Annotated in this window: 18 protein-coding genes; 4 read left to right on the top strand and 14 right to left on the bottom strand. The window is 69.5% G+C overall.

All coding sequences use genetic code 11. The features are described 5' to 3' along the window. Positions 1-99: 99 nt before the first annotated feature. From infB to rimP, 4 genes are all read right to left on the bottom strand, one after another. The gene (gene infB / locus ACQPXS_RS32800; protein ID WP_433452959.1) at positions 100-3,168 is read right to left on the bottom strand and encodes a translation initiation factor IF-2; all 3,069 of its coding nucleotides are present in this window, start codon (positions 3,166-3,168) and stop codon (positions 100-102) included. A gap of 144 nt (positions 3,169-3,312) precedes the next feature. Beyond that, positions 3,313-3,609 (bottom strand): YlxR family protein, encoded by a 297-nt coding sequence (locus tag ACQPXS_RS32795; RefSeq protein WP_433452957.1) that lies wholly within the window; start codon positions 3,607-3,609, stop codon positions 3,313-3,315. A 140-nt stretch (positions 3,610-3,749) separates the two neighbouring features. Further along, positions 3,750-4,736, bottom strand: a complete 987-nt coding sequence (nusA, locus tag ACQPXS_RS32790; RefSeq protein ID WP_323376887.1) for a transcription termination factor NusA — start codon at positions 4,734-4,736, stop codon at positions 3,750-3,752. A gap of 2 nt (positions 4,737-4,738) precedes the next feature. Then, positions 4,739-5,257, bottom strand: a complete 519-nt coding sequence (gene rimP, locus ACQPXS_RS32785; protein ID WP_356306042.1) for a ribosome maturation factor RimP — start codon at positions 5,255-5,257, stop codon at positions 4,739-4,741. Between the two features lie 328 nt (positions 5,258-5,585). Between rimP and ACQPXS_RS32780 the strand changes: the two genes are divergently transcribed. The 3 genes from ACQPXS_RS32780 to ACQPXS_RS32770 are packed head-to-tail and all read left to right on the top strand — an operon-like array spanning position 5,586 to position 7,538. After that, complete coding sequence (locus ACQPXS_RS32780; protein ID WP_433452955.1) at positions 5,586-6,095, top strand: hypothetical protein; 510 nt, start codon at positions 5,586-5,588, stop codon at positions 6,093-6,095. Continuing rightward, positions 6,092-6,586 (top strand): ferritin-like domain-containing protein, encoded by a 495-nt coding sequence (locus ACQPXS_RS32775; protein WP_351807100.1) that lies wholly within the window; start codon positions 6,092-6,094, stop codon positions 6,584-6,586. Before ACQPXS_RS32780 ends, ACQPXS_RS32775 begins: the two co-directional genes overlap by 4 nt. Positions 6,587-6,638: 52 nt before the next feature. Continuing rightward, positions 6,639-7,538: an aminoglycoside phosphotransferase family protein gene (locus ACQPXS_RS32770; RefSeq protein ID WP_433452954.1), complete on the top strand. Its 900-nt coding sequence runs from the start codon at positions 6,639-6,641 to the stop codon at positions 7,536-7,538. 452 nt (positions 7,539-7,990) lie between these two features. On the opposite strand, the gene ACQPXS_RS32765 is transcribed toward ACQPXS_RS32770, so the two are convergent. From ACQPXS_RS32765 to ACQPXS_RS32720, 10 genes are all read right to left on the bottom strand, one after another. Beyond that, positions 7,991-9,694, bottom strand: coding sequence for a proline--tRNA ligase (locus ACQPXS_RS32765; protein ID WP_356306036.1), 1,704 nt, complete (start codon positions 9,692-9,694; stop codon positions 7,991-7,993). Between the two features lie 42 nt (positions 9,695-9,736). Continuing rightward, on the bottom strand, positions 9,737-10,312 hold the full coding sequence (locus tag ACQPXS_RS32760; RefSeq protein WP_433452953.1) for a GNAT family N-acetyltransferase: 576 nt from the start codon (positions 10,310-10,312) through the stop codon (positions 9,737-9,739). A gap of 20 nt (positions 10,313-10,332) precedes the next feature. Beyond that, positions 10,333-11,181, bottom strand: coding sequence for a GNAT family N-acetyltransferase (locus tag ACQPXS_RS32755; protein WP_365329861.1), 849 nt, complete (start codon positions 11,179-11,181; stop codon positions 10,333-10,335). Positions 11,182-11,388: 207 nt separating this feature from the next. Next, the gene (locus ACQPXS_RS32750) at positions 11,389-11,532 is read right to left on the bottom strand and encodes a hypothetical protein (protein WP_433452951.1); all 144 of its coding nucleotides are present in this window, start codon (positions 11,530-11,532) and stop codon (positions 11,389-11,391) included. 121 nt (positions 11,533-11,653) lie between these two features. Beyond that, positions 11,654-11,869 (bottom strand): hypothetical protein, encoded by a 216-nt coding sequence (locus tag ACQPXS_RS32745; protein ID WP_433452949.1) that lies wholly within the window; start codon positions 11,867-11,869, stop codon positions 11,654-11,656. A gap of 924 nt (positions 11,870-12,793) precedes the next feature. After that, positions 12,794-13,306, bottom strand: a complete 513-nt coding sequence (locus ACQPXS_RS32740) for a hypothetical protein (RefSeq protein ID WP_433452948.1) — start codon at positions 13,304-13,306, stop codon at positions 12,794-12,796. 7 nt (positions 13,307-13,313) lie between these two features. After that, a complete protein-coding gene (locus ACQPXS_RS32735) occupies positions 13,314-17,564 on the bottom strand; it encodes a DUF6531 domain-containing protein (protein ID WP_433452947.1) in 4,251 nt (1,416 codons plus the stop codon). Continuing rightward, a complete protein-coding gene (locus tag ACQPXS_RS32730) occupies positions 17,561-17,968 on the bottom strand; it encodes a WXG100 family type VII secretion target (RefSeq protein ID WP_433452945.1) in 408 nt (135 codons plus the stop codon). Before ACQPXS_RS32730 ends, ACQPXS_RS32735 begins: the two co-directional genes overlap by 4 nt. Before the next feature lie 74 nt (positions 17,969-18,042). Then, positions 18,043-18,240, bottom strand: a complete 198-nt coding sequence (locus tag ACQPXS_RS32725) for a DUF397 domain-containing protein (RefSeq protein WP_433452944.1) — start codon at positions 18,238-18,240, stop codon at positions 18,043-18,045. After that, positions 18,237-19,073, bottom strand: a complete 837-nt coding sequence (locus tag ACQPXS_RS32720) for a helix-turn-helix domain-containing protein (RefSeq protein ID WP_433452943.1) — start codon at positions 19,071-19,073, stop codon at positions 18,237-18,239. The genes ACQPXS_RS32725 and ACQPXS_RS32720 overlap by 4 nt, the downstream gene beginning before the upstream one ends. 135 nt (positions 19,074-19,208) lie before the next feature. Here ACQPXS_RS32720 and ACQPXS_RS32715 point away from each other — a divergent pair, with 135 nt between their 5' ends. After that, a complete protein-coding gene (locus ACQPXS_RS32715) occupies positions 19,209-19,628 on the top strand; it encodes an ATP-binding protein (RefSeq protein ID WP_433452941.1) in 420 nt (139 codons plus the stop codon). Positions 19,629-19,636 lie beyond the last annotated feature (8 nt).

Below are 19,636 nucleotides of genomic sequence, written 5' to 3'. Positions count from 1 at the left end.
CCGGCCGTCGGCCGACCGGGTGGGGTGGCCAGGCGGGGAAAAGGGGCGCTGGCCGACGGGACCTCGGTCCCGTCGGCCAGCTTCACGAACCGTGGGCCGTTACGCCCGCGGCTTCTCCCGCATCTCGTACGTCGCGATGACGTCGTCGACCTTGATGTCGTTGAAGTTGCCGAGGTTGATACCGCCCTCGTAGCCTTCGCGGATCTCGGTGACGTCGTCCTTGAAGCGACGCAGGCCCTCGATGGTGAGGTTCTCCGCGACCACCTTGCCGTCGCGGATGAGGCGGGCCTTGGTGTTGCGGCGCACCTCGCCGGAGCGGATGAGGACACCGGCGATGTTGCCCAGCTTGGACGACTTGAAGACCTCGCGGATCTCCGCCGTACCGAGCTCGACCTCCTCGAACTCCGGCTTGAGCATGCCCTTGAGGGCCGCCTCGATCTCCTCGATCGCCTGGTAGATGACCGAGTAGTACCGGACGTCCACACCCTCGCGCTCGGCCATCTGCGCCGCGCGGCCGGCCGCGCGGACGTTGAAGCCGATCACGATGGCGTCGGAACCCATCGCCAGGTCGATGTCGGACTCCGTGACCGCACCGACGCCGCGGTGCAGGACCCGGATGTCGACCTCTTCGCCGACGTCCAGCTGGAGCAGCGAGGACTCCAGGGCCTCGACCGAACCGGAAGCGTCACCCTTGATGATCAGGTTCAGCTGCTGGACCTCGCCGGCCTTGAGCACCTTGTCCAGGTCCTCCAGCGACACGCGGCGCGTGCGCTTGGCGAACGCGGCGTTGCGCTCACGGGCGGCGCGCTTCTCCGCGATCTGGCGGGCCGTACGGTCCTCCTCGACCACGAGGAAGTTGTCGCCCGCACCCGGGACGTTGGTCAGGCCCAGGACCTGGACCGGCGTCGACGGGCCGGCCTCGGCGACGTTGTTGCCGTTGTCGTCGAGCATGGCGCGGACGCGGCCGTAGGCGTCGCCCACCACCATCGTGTCGCCGACCCGCAGCGTGCCTCGCTGGACGAGGACCGTCGCCACGGCACCACGGCCGCGGTCGAGACGGGACTCGATCGAGATGCCCTGCGCGTCCTGGTTCGGGTTGGCCCGCAGGTCGAGCGAGGCGTCGGCCGTGAGGATCACGGCCTCCAGCAGCGAGTCGATGTGCAGACCCTGCTTGGCGGAGATGTCGACGAACATGGTGTCGCCGCCGTACTCCTCGGCCACCAGGCCGTACTCGGTCAGCTGACCGCGCACCTTGGTCGGGTCGGCACCCTCGACGTCGATCTTGTTGACCGCGACCACGATCGGCACGTCGGCCGCCTTGGCGTGGTTGAGCGCCTCGACCGTCTGCGGCATGACGCCGTCGTTGGCCGCGACGACCAGGATCGCGATGTCGGTCGACTTCGCACCACGGGCACGCATGGCGGTGAACGCCTCGTGACCCGGGGTGTCGATGAAGGTGATCTTGCGCTCTTCGTCGTTGACCTCGGTCGCGACCTGGTAGGCACCGATGTGCTGGGTGATGCCACCGGCCTCGCCCGCGATGACGTTCGTCTTGCGGATGGCGTCGAGCAGGCGGGTCTTACCGTGGTCGACGTGACCCATGACGGTGACGACCGGCGGACGGACCACCAGGTCCTCCTCGTCGCCCTCGTCCTCGCCGAACTCGATGTCGAAGGACTCGAGCAGCTCGCGGTCCTCCTCCTCCGGGCTGACGATCTGAACCGCGTAGTTCATCTCGTCGGCGAGGAGCTGCAGGGTCTCGTCGGAGACGGACTGCGTCGCGGTGACCATCTCGCCGAGGTTCATCATGACCGCGACGAGGGACGCCGGGTTGGCGTTGATCTTCTCCGCGAAGTCGGTGAGCGACGCGCCGCGGGAGAGACGGATGGTCTCGCCGTTGCCGCGCGGCAGCATCACGCCGCCGACGCTCGGGGCCTGCATGGCCTCGTACTCCTGGCGACGCTGCCGCTTCGACTTGCGGCCACGACGCGCAGGACCGCCGGGACGGCCGAAGGCGCCCTGCGTGCCACCGCGGCCACCGGGACCGCCGGGACGGCCGCCGAAGCCGGGACGGCCACCGCCGCCACCGCCGGGACCACCCGGACGGCCGGCGAAGCCACCGCCACCGCCGCCACCGGGACCGCCGGGACGACCGGCGAAGCCGCCACCGCCGCCACCGGGACGGGCGAAGCCGCCGCCGCCCGGACGACCGCCGCCGCCACCGGGACGACCGCCGCCACCGGGACCGCGGCCACCGGGGCCACCGCCGCCGGGACGCGGGCCCGCAGCGGGACGCTGCGGCATCATGCCGGGGTTCGGGCGCGGACCGGACGGGCCGGGACGCGGACCGCCCTGCGGACGGGGCATGCCGGCCGGGCTCGGACGGGGACCGCCCGGAGCCTGCGGACGCGGACCGCCGCCCTGCTGGCCGGGGGCCTGCGGACGGGGACCGGCGCCAGGGGCACCCGGACCGCCCGGACGCGGGCCGCCCTGCGGGCGCGGGGCCTGCGGACGGGCCATACCGGTGGAGCCACCGGAGGTGAAGGGGTTGTTACCCGGACGCGGACCGGCCGGACGGGCACCCGGACGCGGGGCCTGACCACCGGCGCGCGGGGCGCCCTGGCCCGGACGGCCCTGACCCTGGCCGGGAGCACCCGGACGGCCACCACCGGGCTTCGGGGCACCCGGACGGGCGCCGGGACGCGGACCCTGCGCGGCCGGGGCCTGCGGGGTCTGGGCGGCCGGAGCGGCCGGCGGAGCGGTGAACTCCGGGGCGGCCGGAGCCGGACGCGGCGCGGGCTTCGGACCCGGCACCGGACGCGGGCCCGGGGCCGGCGCGGACGCCGCGGGAGCCGACGGGGCGGCCGGCTGCTGGGCAGCGGGCGCCGTCTGAGGCTTGGGGGCCGCCGGCCTCGGGGCAGCCGGACGGGCCGCCTGCGCCGGAGAGGGCGCGGCGGGCCTGGGGGCGGCCTTGCGCGGGGCGGGCTTCGCGGCGGACTTGCCGTTGCCACCGCCCTGGAAGGCGTCGGTCAGCTTGCGTACTACAGGCGCTTCGATGGTCGAAGACGCCGAACGGACGAATTCACCGAGCTCCTGGAGCTTGGCCATGACGACCTTGCTCTCAACTCCGAACTCCTTGGCGAGTTCGTAAACCCGGACCTTAGCCACTTCGCTCCTTTGAGGTCCGGGTGAAGCCGGACCGTCGCTAGTTCATGGGCGTACTCATCGCGTACTCATCGAGTGCTCATCGCAATCTCGACCTGCTTTCGACTCGCGAGGTACCAGGCCGCACGGGGTTCCGTACGGCACGTCTTACGGTGTTGCCTGCTCGGCAACTGTTGTCTGCTCGACGTATCGGCGCAACGCCTTTGTGTCGAGCGGTCCCGGGACGCGCAGTGCCCGCGGGAACGCCCGGCGGCGTACCGCCTGGTCGAGACAGACCAGTGCGGGGTGTACATACGCACCCCGGCCGGGCAGCGTACCGCGAGGATCGGGGGCGCATGCGTCCTCGATCCTCACGATCCGCAGCAGATCGTCCTTGGCCGCCCGCTCCCGGCACCCCACACAGGTGCGCTCAGGGCATGCTCCGGCATGCGTCCGGCCAGACACGGTTAAGTCTACCTCCCCGCACCGACCTCACCCCTTCGGGGGAAAAATCGAACGGCTGTTGTCGTAAACCAAGCGACCTGCGGCTTGGATCTATTCCCGGGCCGCCCGGTCGCTCAGCGCTTATCGGGCGTTACCCGGCGTTACTCGGCCACCTGTTCGGTGTCGGGCCGGATGTCGATCCGCCAGCCGGTGAGGCGGGCGGCGAGGCGGGCGTTCTGCCCCTCCTTGCCGATCGCGAGCGACAGCTGGTAGTCCGGCACGGTCACCCGGGCGGAACGGGAGGCCAGGTCGACGACCTCCACCTTGCTCACCCGAGCGGGTGACAGGGCGTTCGCCACCATCTCGGCCGGGTCGTCCGACCAGTCGACAATGTCGATCTTCTCGCCGTTCAGCTCGCCCATCACGTTGCGCACCCGGCCGCCCATCGGGCCGATGCAGGCGCCCTTGGCGTTCAGGCCCGAACGGGTGGACCGTACGGCGATCTTGGTGCGGTGACCGGCCTCACGGGCGATCGCGGCGATCTCCACCGAGCCGTCGGCGATCTCCGGCACCTCCAGGGCGAAGAGCTTCTTCACCAGGTTGGGGTGCGTACGGGAGAGGGTGACCGACGGTCCGCGGACGCCCTTGGCCACCCGGACGACGTACGACCGAAGGCGCATGCCGTGCGGGTAGGTCTCGCCCGGCACCTGCTCCTGCACCGGCAGGATGGCCTCCAGCTTGCCGATGTCGACCAGCACGTTCTTCGGGTCGCGGCCCTGCTGGACCACGCCGGTGACGATGTCGCCCTCGCGGCCGGCGTACTCGCCGAGCGTGGCGTCGTCCTCGGCGTCCCGCAGCCGCTGCAGGATCACCTGCTTGGCGGTGGTGGCGGCGATCCGCCCGAAGCCCGACGGGGTGTCGTCGAACTCGCGGGGCTCCTGCCCCTCTTCCAGGTCCTCGGGGTCCTCCTTCGCCCACACGGTCACATGCCCGGTCTCCCGGTTGAGCTCCACGCGCGCGTGTCGGCGGCTTCCCTCGGTGCGGTGATAAGCGATGAGGAGGGCCGACTCGATCGCCTCGACCAGCAGGTCGAAGGAGATCTCCTTCTCCCGAACCAAGCCCCGCAGGGCACTCATGTCGATGTCCACGGCTACGCCTCCTCCTCTTCCTTCAGGTCCTTCTCGACCTTGTCGTCCTTGCGGTTGAACTCGACCTGCACGCGCGCCTTGGCGATCTCCGGGAAGCCGAGCCTGCGGCTGGTGGCCTTGCGGCCCTTGACCCCGGGAACCTCGACGTCCAGGCCCTCGTCGTCGACCTTCAGGATCCTGGCGACCAGCTCGCCGCCCTCGGTCAGCTGGAACTTCACGAGCCGGTCGGTGGCGCGCACGAAGTGCCGGTGCTCGGTGAGGAGGCGCTCCGCGCCGGGGGTTCCGACCTCCAGGTCGTACGCCGCGTCGCCCATCGCGTTGGTCTCGTCGAGCTTCGCCGAGAGCGCACGGCTCACATCGGCGATGGCATCCAGATCAGCTCCGGTGTCGGAGTCGACGACCACGCGCAGCACCCGCTTGCGTCCGACGGAGTCCACGGCGATCTCTTCGAGATCCAGTCCCTGGGAGGTGACGAGCGGTTCGAGCAGCTCTCGCAGCCTCTCGCTCTGGGTGGTGCTCATCCGGGTGACTCCTCGGCCGCGTGTGCTGTTGTGGGATGGGTCGCGTGTCTGGTCAAAGGGTATCCGGTCGCGGGCACTGTTGCGTGCGCGTGCCTCCGGCGGCGGGGGCGGGCGCCCTCCGGCCCGGGGGCTGTTGACCGTCGGCGGGCGCGGGTTGTGGGGGCCGGTCGCGCCCACGCGGCAGAGCCGCACACCGGTACGGCCGCGCGCCCCTCACGGTGGGTCCACTGAGCCGGTGACATGAGGCGGGGGAATGCGCGGGTACCGTGATCACGGCGGGCTGCCCTCCCGCCCGTGTGTTCGTACGAGCTCCCCGAGGACGTCAGCCGTGCCGTACCGCCCGCCCTTGCGCGCCCCCTCGGGGCCGCGCAGAAGAACCCTGCTCGTCTCGGCCGCCGGGGCCGCCCTGTTGGTGGGGTGTTCGGCTGATCCGGACTCCGGCGGCGGCGGTGGTTCGTCGGCGACGGAACGGGCACGCGCGCGTGCCGCCCGGGACAGCCGGGAGCTGCTCGCCCGGTACGACGCCGTGCTCGCCGCACACCCCGGCCTGGCGGAGCGGCTGCGCCCGCTGCGCGCGCAGGTGGCGGCCCACGCCGACGCGTTCGGGGACGGTACGACGCCCACGCCCGCGAAGTCCTCCGCCTCCCCGTCCCCCGACCCGGCCGTCCCGGCCACCGAGAAGCACGCCCTCGCCGACCTGGCCGGCGCCGAGCGCGCCCTCGCCGACCGGCGCGCCAAGGCCCTGGTGGAGGTGCCGGGCGAGCTGGCGCGGCTGCTGGCATCGGTGGCGGCGGCCGGAGCCACGCACGCGTACCTGCTGACGGAGGGGCCGAAGTGAGCGACGAGGCGAAGTCGGCCGAACTGAGGGCGCTGCAGGAGGCGCTGGCGGCGGAGCACGCGGCGGTGTACGGCTACGGTGTCGTCGGCGGCCGGATCGGCTCGGCGCGCCGGACCGAGGCGCGGGCGGCGTACGACGCCCACCGGGCGCGACGGGACGCGCTGACCCGCGAGGTCCGCGACCTGGGCGGGCAGCCGGTCGCCGCGAACGCGGCGTACGCGCTGCCGTTCCCGGTGCAGGACCCGGCCACGGCCGTGCGGCTCGCCGCCCGCCTGGAGGACCGGGTGGCCGGCGTCTACGCGGACCTGGTGCGGGCGGCGACGGGCGCACGGCGCGCGTCGGCCGCCGCCGCGCTGCGGGAGGCCGCGGTGCGCGCGGTGCGCTGGAGCGGGGAGAGCGTAGCCTTCCCTGGACTCGCCGAGCGGTCCGCCGGCGAAGGGACCGGCGCGGCCGGTACGACACCGTCGGCCTCCGCCCCGGTGTCCCCGTGACGCCGTAGGCGCCCGTACGACACGACCCGGACTGGAAGGGAACGACTCGCGCATGGCTTTCGAACCGCCGCCGCGCCTGGTACGGGCGCTCGGTGAGACGGCACCGGCCGGGGACGACTGGCTCGCCCGGCTGCCCGCGATCGCCGAACAGGCAGTCGCCAGGCGCGAGTTGACCGTGGAGCGGGTTCAGGTGCCGGGCGGGCGCAGCAGTCTGGTGGTGCTGGTGCGGCGGGCCGACGGCACCCCGGCCGTGCTGAAGCTGGCCCCGCCCCGGGCCCGCCCGGAGAGCGAGCGGACGGCGCTGGCGCACTGGGGCGGGCGGGGCGCCGTACAGCTGCTGGAAGCCGGCGCGGAGGACGGTGTGCTGCTGCTGGAGCGGCTGCACCCGGACGTGTCCGTGCGGTCGCTGCCGGAGGCGAAGGCGCTGCTGGAGGCCGCCGGCACGCTGCGGCGGCTGTGGGTCGAGCCGCCGGCCGGCCATGTTTTCGAGACCGTCGCCGAGCGCACGGGGCGCCAGGCGGCGGCGATGCGGGCGGGCGCGGAGGCCGACCCCGAGGTGGCGCCGCTGGTCGACGCGGCGCTCGCGGTCCGCGAGCAACTGCTGGCGGCCCCGCCTGAACACCGGTTGCTGCACGGTACGTTCCGGCAGAGCAAGGTGCTGGCCGGGGAGCGCATGCCGTGGCTCGCGGTGGGTCCCGACCCGGTGGTGGGTGAGTGCGCGTTCGATCTGGCGCGGCTGGTGCGGGACCGGGTGGAGGACCTGATCGCCACTCCGTCCGGCCCGGCGACGACCCGCCGCCGGATCAAACGGCTCGCGGAGTCGCTGGAGGTGGACCAGGAGCGGCTGCGGGGCTGGACGCTGTTCCGGGCGGTGGAGTCGGGGGTGAGGGCACGGCGCGTCGGCCGTGAGAAGGACGCGGAACTGCTGCTGGAGTTCGCGAGCTGGCTGTAGGCGTGCGCGGCGCCCTCACGCACATGAGTGGTGGGGCCCGTCGCGGCGGCACGGGCTCCGGTGAGCGACGCGCGGCGCAGGGCGTCACCCGCTCATGAATGGCCCGTCCGGTCCCAGCCCGTCGGCGCCGCACCGCCGCCGACATCGCCGGACGGTGGCGTTCGCCGGCGTCCGGCCCCGCCGCGGAGCAGCCCGCCACCAGCAGCCCAGCCACCGCCATGGCCGGCGCCCTGCGCCGTGTCGTTCGCAACCGGCGAGTCCGACTGCGCCTGCCCGGGCCGGAGCTCGACCGGCGTGGCGGTGCGGTCCGGAGCCCCGCGGGACCACCGTCGCCGAGCGCACGTGCCCGCTACGGCACCGTCCTCCGCGTCACCTTCAAAGCCGGGAGCAGAGGACGCTCTCCCGGCAGGAGGGGCGGCGCTCACGCGCGTGAGCGCCGCCCCTCACCGTCGTCAGGCCGTGAGGCGGGCGATCGCGTCCTCGACCGTCAGCTCCTCGCGCTCACCGGTCTTGCGGTCCTTCAGCTCCAGCACGCCCTCGCCGGAGCGGCGGCCGGCGACCAGGATCTGCGGGACGCCGATCAGTTCGGCGTCGGTGAACTTCACGCCCGGGGAGACGCCGGCCCGGTCGTCGACCAGGACGCGGACGCCCGCGGCGGCCAGCTTCTCGGCGACGTCGAGGGCCAGCTCGGTCTGCAGGGCCTTGCCGGCGGCGACCACGTGCACGTCCGCCGGGGCGACCTCCTTGGACCACACCAGGCCCTTGTCGTCGGCGCTCTGCTCGGCGATGGCCGCGACCGCGCGGGAGACGCCGATGCCGTAGGAGCCCATGGTCACGCGGACCGGCTTGCCGTTCTGGCCGAGGACGTCGAGCTTGAGGGCGTCGGTGTACTTGCGGCCCAGCTGGAAGATGTGGCCGATCTCGATGGCGCGGTCCAGCTTCAGGCCGGTGCCGCACTTCGGGCAGGGGTCGCCGTCCCGCACCACGACGACGTCCACGTACGCGTCGACCTCGAAGTCACGGCCGGCGACGACGTTCTTCGCGTGGGTCTGGTCCTTGTTGGCGCCGGTGATCCAGGAGGTGCCGGGGGCCACCCGCGGGTCGGCGATGTAGGTGACCTTCTCGCCCAGGCCCTGCGGACCGACGTAGCCACGGACCAGGTCGGGACGGCCGGCGAAGTCGGCCTCGGTGACCATCTCGACGACGGCCGGGGCGAAGTGCGCCTCGACCTTGTCCAGGTCCACCTCGCGGTCGCCGGGGACGCCGACGGCGACGATCTCGCCGTCCACCTTCACCAGCAGGTTCTTCAGCGTGGCGGAGGCGGGCACGCCGAGGGACGCGGCCAGGGTCTCGATGGTCGGGGTGTCCGGGGTGGGGATGTCCTCCAGCGCGGGCACGTCCGAGGCGTCGACCGGCTTGAGCGCGTAGGTGATCGCCTCCGTGTTGGCGGCGAAGTCGCAGTTCGGGCAGTCGGCGAAGGTGTCCTCGCCGGCCTCGGCCGGGGCCAAAAACTCCTCCGACTTCGAGCCGCCCATGGCGCCGGCGGTGGCGGCGCAGATGCGGTAGTCGAGGCCGAGGCGCTGGAAGACGCGCTGGTAGGCCTCGCGGTGCAGGGCGTACGACTTCGCGAGCCCCTCGTCCTCCAGGTCGAAGGAGTACGAGTCCTTCATCAGGAACTCGCGGCCGCGCAGGATGCCGGCGCGGGGGCGGGCCTCGTCACGGAACTTGGTCTGGATCTGGTACAGGATCACCGGCAGGTCCTTGTAGGACGTGCACTGGTCCTTGACCAGGAGGGTGAAGATCTCCTCGTGGGTGGGACCGAGGAGGTAGTCGCCGCCCTTGCGGTCCTTGAGGCGGAACAGTTCCTGGCCGTACTCGTCCCAGCGGCCGGTCGCCTCGTAGGGCTCGCGGGGCAGCAGGGCGGGGAGGGAGACCTCCTGGGCGCCGATGGCGTCCATCTCCTCGCGGACGATCCGCTCGACGTTGGAGAGGACCTTCATACCGAGGGGCAGCCAGCTCCAGATGCCGGCGGCCGTGCGGCGGACGTAGCCGGCGCGGACGAGGAGCTTGTGGCTGAGGACCTCGGCGTCCGCCGGGTCGTCGCGCAGCGTCTTCGCCATCAACTGGGACATGCGCTGGACCGGTGCGTTCGCCATGGTTCTCGTACTCCTGCCGGGTAAGGGTTATGGCATAGGAGGTTAGCCGGGCGGGCCATGCCGGTGGAAATCGGATACGCCCCCGCTTTGTCCGCGGCGCAGGGGCAGGTGGGCGCCCATCACCGCGTACGGCTTCGGAGCGCTCGGGAAGTGGACCCGGCGGGCGAGATCGACGTAGCCGAGCGAGAAGTACAGGCCGCGGGCGGGGCTGTCGGTGTCGATCGCGGAGAGGATCGAGCGGGGTTCGTCGGCGGTGTCGGTGATCGTGGTGATCAGGCGGCGGCCGATGCCCCGGTTCTGGTGGGCGGGGTGGACGTGCAGCTCCGTGATCACGAAGGAGTCGTCCAGCCAGAAGTCGTTGCCGCTCGCGCGGAGGTACGGCTCCACGACGGTGGACCACCAGTGGGTGCGGGAGTTGGGCATGCCGTAGACGAAGCCGACGAGGCGTCCGCCGACGCTCGCGCCGAGGGCCCGCGCACCCGGGAACTGCATGTGACGCTGGACGATCTGCCGCCGTACGGCGACCTCGTCGGGCCCCAGCCCGAAGGCCACGGCCTGGACGGCGAGGGCCTCGTCGACACGGGCAGCGAGGTCCAGGGGGCCGATCACGAGGTCCATGCCGGGAGCGTACAGCGGGTTCAGAACAGGACGCTCATGAAGGCGCCGACCTCCTGGAAGCCCACGCGCCGGTACGTCCTTCTCGCCGTCGTGTTGAAGTCGTTCACGTACAGGCTGACGACCGGGGCCACGTCGGCGAGGGCATAGCGCAGCACCGCCGCCATGCCGGGGGCGGCCAGGCCCCTGCCCCGGTACTCGGGGGCCACCCAGACGCCCTGGATCTGGCAGGCCTGGCGGGTCGCCGCGCCGATCTCCGCCTTGAAGACGACCTTGCCGTGCTCGTCGAGGCGGGCGAAGGAGCGGCCGGAGCCGACGAGTTCGGCGACGCGGGCCTGGTAGAGCAGGCCGCCGTCGCCGGCCAGCGGCGATACGCCGACCTCCTCGGTGAACATCGCCACGCAGGCCGGCATGATCGTCTCCATCTCGTCCTTGCGGACGCGGCGGACATAGGGGTCCGGGGCGATGTCGCCGGGCATGCGGTCGGTGACCATCAGGGGCTGGTGGGCGCGGACCTCGCGGGCGGGACCCCAGTGGGGTTCCAGCAGGCGCCACAGCGCGGCCGTGGGTTCGGCGGGGCCGACGATCGAGGAGCAGCGGCGGCCGGCCCTCCGCGCCCGGTCCGCGAAGGCCCGGACGGCGCGCGGGGTGGCGCAGACCGGGACCAGGTTGGCGCCCGCGTAGCACAGGGACGTGAGCATGCCGTCCTCGTACCAGCCCCACATCTCGCCGCCGAGCCGCCACGGGTCGAGGCCCGCGACCTGGACCCGCGAGGTCACGAAGGCGTTCGCGACCGGATCGCGGTCGAGGACGGCGAGCGCGGCGTCAAGGTCGCTCGGTTCGAGCACCCGTGAGGTGGTCTGGGTCAACACGTGCGGGGCCTCACCCTGGGGGTTCTGCTGGTCCCGGCACTGTACCTCGTGCGATTGTGCGGCGCCTCGGGGTGAGGAAAGGGGGACCTACCTGCGAGGAAGCTCTCGGCACGGCTCTTCCTGGACCTCTTTGCGCGCCTCGGGCGGGCACAGCAGTACGACACCGAAGGTGATCTCCTCCTGTCCCGGCAGCTCGGGTTTCCCCGCTCAGTTCGTTACGGCGTCGTCCAGGGCGCGCATGAGGATCCCGCGTTGTTCCAGGGCGTCCGCGAGCACGTCGTCGGTGTCGGCTTCGCCTGATGCCCACCACCCGGCTGCCTTCAGCGGGTTCCGGTTCGTTTCGCCAGTCATTCCGATTCCTTATCGACTGGCAATTTTTTCGCAGCATCAGGGACCGCTCCCCAAGACGCCGAATCACGACAGTATCCGGTTGAGTGATTACTCACTCCGGACACTTCCATTCGAACCCTTTTCAAGGGTGAACGATATTCTCCTGCGGCGAGAACCGCTTTTCCCCCGGCGCACGCAACATGTTCGCTACGGCGAGGTGCAATCCGGAGAACTCCATCGATATCGACCATGTACGTGAAAGGCTCCTCTGCTCGGATTGCGTAACGGAAGCCATCCACGACTCCAGCTTGCCGAGGGTGCGAATCGGCGCACCCACGGATGCTTCGAGTGCGGCCATCTTGATTTCCGCAGGCCCTATGTACCGGTATCGCCTTACCTGCTGTGGAATCACTCGAGCTCCATCCGAGGTGCAGGTGCTCCCGGCCCCCAGGTTTGCCAGCCCGTGAAGAAGTAGTGCTCTCCGAACACAGGGCCGCGCGGGCCCATTGAGGTGCCGACCTCGGCGATGCGCGTGAGGCTCTGCAGTATCTCACCAACCGCTTGATCATCCCGGACCGTAGACGACTTGGACCAGCATCCCAGCCAGGCACCATCAGGTGAGGCTGGATGGCGCACACAGACCCAGATACGATCAGGCTCCTCGTTATCACCTTGGATGATTTCTGCAATCAGACCATACGGCCCACCCAAACAAAGCCGATCCATATCGCTCACCTCCGCAGAGCGAATTCTGTCAGGGTGTCCGGATCAATCTCGCCTGTTCCTATACGGCGCACAATTTCAGCCGTCCGATGATGTCCGCCTGTAATGTGAATACGGGATCCGGGATACTGGATCGAATCACCTGGTTTCGGGGTCGTAGTACTGGCCCGGGAAGCGTAGGGGCGTGCAGGCAGCGCTGCCCGTTGCCCACGCTGTGGTTCCCCACAAGGTGCCTCGAGTGCGCCAGGCGATCTCGCCCTATTCGTCTGTGAGTTCGTTGGGGTACCGACGAGGTCGTGGTCACGTCAAGCACCTGATGATTACGTAACGTCAATCCGGTACCCCGAGCCGGGACGTCATACTCGCGTCTGCCCGCCACGGCCAGCAGACCACGTTGCTCGTCCCGCACAGCCAGAGAGGTGGATTGCGTATCCGCGCAGCGGCGAATAGCGAGGGCCCGGGGAAGCAGACGCCGACCAGCTCCCGGCTCTGTACTCGGCAACGGTGACCGCGGGGGTGGTGATATCGAAGCGAGGCGTGTGCGTCAGCAAACGTCGCCTCATTTGATCTTGTTGGCGGCCACCTCAGTACCGACGGAAAAGGCGATCGACCAAATGTCACCTGCTTTCAGTGAAGTATGCGCGAGCTGGTCGACGACGTAGACAGAAGACCCGATGTTCGGTTCTTGATAGTGAACGAAATTTGGACGAGACGCGTCGGCAATCTCGCATAGGGTCCCTCCCTGCATTTCAAGCTCTCTTCGAAATTCGTGAATTCGAACATGAGTGGAGAAGGCGCCGTGAGCGAATTCAATGGGGGGTGGGACCATTTCGTTCAACCCGTACGACAACCTGTGGATCTGCAATGAAACTGCCACGGACACCCAGGAACCTTCGGTCTTGGCGAACGTGACCTCGACAAGGCCATAGTCCCGGCGCATCAGCGACTTCTTCACATCATCCAGAAAGTCACTGCCGACCCTTTCTTCCCAGGCTTCAGGGCCGGCTCCAAGCTCTACACCCAAAACCTCTCCGCGGAGTGCCGCTTTGGCGTAGAATTCGAGTTCCGACATTACTCCCCTATGACTTGTTCATTTTTTCAAGAGCCTTGATCAGGAAGTGCATTTCCGCCGCCCGGTTCTGGGTCATGCCATATGTACCCTTATTCATTGCATCTCGCACTGCTGTAGCTTTGTCGATGATGTCATTCCTCAGCTCGGCATTCGAATGGATTTCGTCGAGCACTTTCTGAACGTCGCGTCCACTGGCTGTGCCCTGCTTTAGCCTGATGCCCTCAGCGCTGATGCCACCCTCGTCGTTGGGGAATATTCGGACCTCCATGTTTCTGATATGTATGTGCGCACCCTTGGTCCCCCAGTCCTGGTAGGCCACCGAGGTATGGATGTCATACGGGCTGAGGCCGTTAGGGTCGATCCATAGGTGAGGATTATGGACATAGGTAGCTGGGTTGGGCGCGGGTTCGAGACCGAGCGGATCGAGTGACAGATAGCGGGCGGTTTCGGGGTCGTACGTGCGGAAGTAGTTGTAGTGCAGGCCGGTTTCGGGGTCGTAGTACTGACCTGGGAAGCGTAGGGGGGTGTAGGTGGTGCTGTTCGCTGCCCACGCCGTGGATCCCCAGAGGGTGGTGCGGGTGCGCCAGGCGATGTCGCCCTGTTCGTCTATGAGTTCGCTCGGGGTGCCGACCAGGTCGGTGACTATGGCGAAGAAGCGGGAGTCGATCTCCTCCTGTGGGGCGTCCGCCGCCGTGATGCGTTCCGTCTGGGCGAGGGGGCGGAGGCCCTGGTGGTCCCAGGTGAGGGTGACCGGGTTGGGGAGGTCCGGGGAGGTTGTGGTCTGTTCGCAGAGGGTGGTGCCGTCCCAGGTGAAGTCCACCCGCTCCATGACCGTCTCGCCGTCCGCAGCAAGGCGGAGCTTTGCCGTGCGGCGGCCCAGGGGGTCGTAGGTGTAGCGCCAGCGGGTGCCGTCGGGGGTGATCACCGAGGTCAGGCGATCTTCGGTGTCCCATTCGTAGCGCCAGGTGTCCGGCTTCCTCGACAGGCGCGTTTTCTGGCGGAGGGTGATGCGGCCGAGGGCGTCGTGTTCGTAGCGGACGTGGCCGGCTTGGGTGATGCGGGTGCCCGTGTAGGAGCGGGGGCCCGTTGCCTCCGTGCCCGGGTGGTTCGTCGGCCAGGAGGCTTCCGTCTGGTTGCCCGCCTCGTCGTAGGCGTAGCGCTCCGTCCAGTTCGCCGCGTGGACCGCTGTGACCCTGCCCGTCGCGTCCAGGTCGAAGCGGCGGGTGCCTGAGAGGTGGTCGTCTATGGCGGTCAGGTTGCCGTCGGCTCGGTAGGTGTACGCCCTGCTTTGCAGCAGGCGGCCCTCCGTACCGGTCACCGACTGGGTGGTCAGGCGGCCCAGGGGGTCGAAGGTGTGCTGCAGGGTGATCGTTTCGGCTATGTGGCGGGTCAGTTCACGGCCTGCCTCGTCGTAGCCGAAATCGATCGTGCGGCCGTTGGTGGTCAGGCGGGTGCGATTGCCCGCCGCGTCGTACGACCAAGTGGACACGGCACCGGTCGGTGTCGTGCGGCCCGTGTGGCGCCCCAAGGAGTCGTACGTGTACGTCACCGTGCGGCCGTTGACCGTCTCGGAGTGCCGGCGGCCGTAGCGGTCGCGCAGCAGGCTCAGTGTGGTGCCGTCCGGGCCCGTGGCCTGGGCGAGATTGTCGGTGAAGTCGTACGCGTAGGTGGTGACGGCGCCTGCGGCGTTCTTCGTGGTGATGCGACCCAGGGCGTCGCGTTCGAAGACCGTCACCTCGCCGAGGGCGTTCCGGCGTGAGGTCAGGCGGCCCGCCGGGTCGTAGGCGTACGTCAGCGTGCGGTCGTCGAAGTCCGTCTCCGACAGCAGGCGGCCGGCCGGGTCGTAGGCGTACTCCCAGGTCAGGCCCTGGGGGTTCGTGACCTTCGTCAGACGCAGTTCCGCGTCGTGGGCGAATTCGTAGCGGACGCCGTCCGGTCCTGTGCGGGCCGACAGCAGGTCGAAGTGGGTGTATTCGAAGTGGGTGACGCCGCCCAGAGGGTCGGTGTGGCTGGTGCAGTTGCCCTCGCCGTCGTACGTCCACCAGGTCCATTCCAGGTGGGTCGTCGCGCCCGTCGGGTCCGTGATCGCGACCGGGCGTCCGAAGGCATCCCTTGTGTAGTGGGTGACCGCGCCGAGTGGGTCGGTGACCTCGATCGGCAGGCCCGCGTGGGTGCAGAGCACCCTCATGGTGTGGCCCAGCGGGTCCGTGACCGACGTCAGGTGGCCCGCCGCGTTGTACGCAATCCGGGTCGCCTGGGACGCCGGGTCCGTCACCGACGTTCGGTTGCCCCGCTCGTCGTAGGTACGGCGGTGGGTGTTGCCGTCGGTGCCCGTCACCTTCACCGGCAGGCCCAGGTCGTTGTACTCCGCCCTCGCCTCGCGGCCGTCCGGGCGGATGACCGAGATCAGGTTGCCCTCGTCGTCGTAGCCGAACGTTGTTGTGTGGCCCAGGGGGTCGGTGTGCGACAGGAGGCGGTTGTAGCGGTCGCGAGTGAAGTGGGTCGCCGCGCCCAGCGGGTCTATCTCCGTGACCACCTGGCTGTTGGCATTGATCAGGTAGCGGCGGGTGTGCCCCTCCCCCGTCACCGTGGTGGTGACGCGGTGGCCGGTCGCCGGGTCCGTCTCGTCGTACGACAGGCGCAGCGCCATGTGGCCGTGGGAGCCGCTCTCGGCGATGCAGCGGTCCCGGTCGTCGTACTCGTAGGTGTAGCTGCGGTCGTTCGTGTCCGTCCAGGACACCACCCGGCCACGGTCGTCGTAGCCGAAGCGCAGGGGCAGGCCCGAGGAGTTGATGACCTCCGTCAGGTGGCCCTCGGGTGAGTAGGCGTAGCGCTTGATCTCCTGGTCCGTGCCGTCAGGCGCCGCGCCCGCCAGGTACAGGGCCGTGACCCGGTCGTCGGCTGTCATGATCTTCAGGCGGTAGCCGCCGGAGGAGGCGATCGCCAGCGGGGTGCCTTCGGCGTCGTACTCGAAGGTGAGCCAGTTGCCGTTGCGGTCGTCTATCTGTTCCAGGACCGCCTTGTCCTCGCCCTGGTCGGCGAAGTGCCACACCCGGCCCGAGCGGGGGTCGGTGATCGTGTAGCCGCCGTCGATGCGGGCCAGGGGCCAGCGGTTGCTGCCATGGGTGGGCAGGGTCGGGGCGCCGGGCTGCGGGTGGGGGTAGGTGAGGAGGAGGCCGTCCTCGGTGACGAAGATGACGCCCTCTGCGTCGATCACCAGGTGCTGGTCGATCGTCGATGACCAGGACGGGCCGAACCAGTGGCCCAGGCGATAGCCGGACTCCACACGGCGGGTGAAGACCAGAGGGAGCGTGCCGGGGAGTACGACATCGGTCTGCGGCAGGTACATCTTGCCGGTGACCAGGTCGACCGGGTCGGTGTTGTCGTCCTGGACCTTGTTGCCCGGGTTCTCCGCCACGCCCTCCGGGTCCTCGCCCGCGGCCTGGCGGGCCGTGCTCCGCGCGTCGCCGGCCGCCACGTCACCCAGCCCGTCCAGCTCACTGGGCAGCGCACGGGCGCCGGGAATCGAGATGCCGTCGAACAGGGCACCGAAGCCGCCCGCCTCGCCTGCGACCTTGGCCATGGCGCCGGCGCCGCCGAACATGCCGCCGAACACCATCCCGGACGTCGCCGCGTCGCTCGCCTCGTCCAGGCTGAAGCCCTTGCTCTCGCCGGTGGCGATGGCGACCGGCTGGCTGACCGCCAGGTCCACGGTGACCGACTCCACGCCGCCGATCGCGGCCGTACTCAGCGTGGTGCCCGCGATCGTGGCGATCTCCGTGGAGACCTCGACGCCCAGGGTCCCGGCGAGTTCCACGATGCTCGCGGTGGCCGCGGCCGCCGCGCCCTCGGAGATACCGGCCGTGAAGATCGCCAGCGCCGTGCCCGCGACGATGGTCGCGCCGACGATCTCCAGCTCGTGCTCCAGGTGCGTGACCGCCTTGTGCACGGCGTCGGCGTACTTGTCGAGCGCCTTCGCCATGTCCCGCGCGGCGTCGGCCATGTCCTTCAGCCAGCCATGGCCGTCGTGGTAGTAGCGGCGCCAGAACGGGTCGTCGAAGGCGGAGATCGCCTCACCCTTGTTGTCCTCGATGATGTGCCGGGCCGACTTGTTCGCCGCGGACAGCACGTCCTCGACGTCGTCGGCGAAGGCCCGCCAGGCCTTGGCCGCGTCCCGCAGTCCGCCCTCGTCGGCCGCCGGCCACCACATGCCGGTGAGATCCTGGACGATCTCCTTCGCCTTGTCCGCCGCGCTCACTTGGCCTGGTCCCCACCCTGCCCGTGGCCCTGCACATGGATCCGGCTGAACATCGAGCGGACCAGCTGCTCGTTGTCGATGTGGCCGTCCGCCATGTCGCTCATCGCCTCATGGATGCTGGCCAGACCCTGGGCGAGGATGTCCGCCGCGTGCTCGATCTTCGTGACGTTCGGGCCGTAGGCGTTGTGGAACTCCTTGCCCTGCTTGTCGTCGCCCCATGGCGAACCGGCCGCCGCGAGCGCCGTCTTGAGCTTGGTGAGCGCCTTGGTGAGATCCGAGCTGTGCGTCTGGAAATGCGGAGCCGTCTGCTTCAGATCGGCGATCTTGATGTCGAGTATCTTGCCGTCGCCACCGCTGCCGCCCTGGTCGCCCATGGTGCCGCGCCCCTCCCCGTCAGTCTGCACACCAGCCCGAAAACACTAGTTCTAACGACGAGTTCGCAATCGGGAGCGGCACCAAAGGGGCGGTAAAGCTCCGATCAAGATTGGACAAGATCGAGGAATGCCCGCCAGGCCGCGGGGGGCAGGGCGAGGGTGGGTGCCGTGGTGGGGTTCTGCTTGGAATCCCGCACGTGGATGGTGGTGGGGCTGGTGGCGACCTCTACGCATTCGCCGCCCTGGCCGGTGCTGTAGCTGGACTTGAACCACGTCAGCTTGGACGGTTCTTCGACCTTCATGTCTCTCCCAGCAACTTCTCTACGAGGGCCAGTGATTCGCTCGGTGTCAGGGCCTGGGCGCGCAGGATGCCGTACTGCTCCTCCAGTTCCCTGACCGTCTGACGGTCGGTGTGGAGACGGCTGTACTTGTACGTCTCCACGTAGGCGATCCTGCGCCCTTCCTTCGTTTCGATCAAGGTGAACGGACCTTCAAGTGCAGCGTGCACCTCGCGAGCCGTCGGCATCACCTGGATTTCGACGTTACGGCGCTGCCCGTGCAGCAGGATCTGCTCCAACTGGCCCCGCATCGCCGCCTGTCCGCCCAGTGGTCGACGCAGAAGATGCTCCTCGATCACGAAGCTGATGGTTGGGAACACGGACTGGGCGAAGATGTCCTGCCGTGCCATACGGGCTTCGACCCGCTTTTGAACGATCTCCTCGTCAAGGAGTGGACGCCACATCCTGAACACCGCAAGCGCGTAGTCCTCCGTCTGGAGCAGGCCCGGGATCGCCTTCGTAGCGAACACGTGCAGCGCAACGGCCTTCTTCTCCAGCGCCGCCGCATCCTGAAAGAACGCCGGATACTGCGCCTTCTCCATCTCCTCGATGAAGTCGGCCAGTACCCCTTGCGCGTTCAGCACCTCGTCGGCCTGCATGATGAACCTGGCCGACGGAATGCGCCTGCCCTGCTCGAACGATGCGATGGTTGCCGCCGAGTAGCCGGTACGGGAGCCGAGTTCGGCGCGTTCCACCCCCGCTTGTGTCCGTAGCCGCTTCAACAGCCGCCCGAAGATGAGCGGGACAACCGAATCCGGCTCCGTTACTTCCTGATCTCCCTGCACTTCCTCGCTCACGTGCACCCCAATACCCCCAAGCCACCGTCGGTCACGGCGCGCCCGTGTACAGCGGCACCCCACGCTCGTACAACGCGTGTTGGTCCAAGTGCGACCGCTGTTCAACGTTACTGAGCGTGCGCGAGCGTAAGCGACATGAAGTCAGAAATCTCCACCCACGAGTTCGCCATGCGCTTCACCTCCACCCCACGTGGCGCCCGCCTCGCCCGGAGGCTTGTCTCGCTCCGGCTGCACGAGTGGGGGCACGCCTACGACGGCCCCCTGAACGAAGCCGTCACACTGATCGCCGCCGAACTCGTGGCGAATGCGGTCCGGCACGGGCACGTACCCGGGCGGGACTTCCGGCTCCGGCTCACCGAGTCGTCCGGCACCCTGCGTCTGGAGGTCTCCGACACCCGTACCGAGCGGCTGCCCGAGCTGCGGGTCCCGGCCGGCGAGTCCGGGCGGGGGCTGCTGCTGGTCGAGGCGCTCGCCGACAAGTGGGGCGTCACGCCGCTACAGCCCGGCAAATCCGTCTGGGCGGAGGTATGGCTGAGTCCCGCCACCCAGCGGTGACGGGACTC

The organism is Streptomyces sp. CA-142005 (assembly GCF_050942335.1).
Classification (GTDB): Bacteria; Actinomycetota; Actinomycetes; order Streptomycetales; family Streptomycetaceae; genus Streptomyces.
Note: the sequence above shows the minus strand (reverse complement) of the source record. Positions and strands in the feature narration are given on the sequence as shown.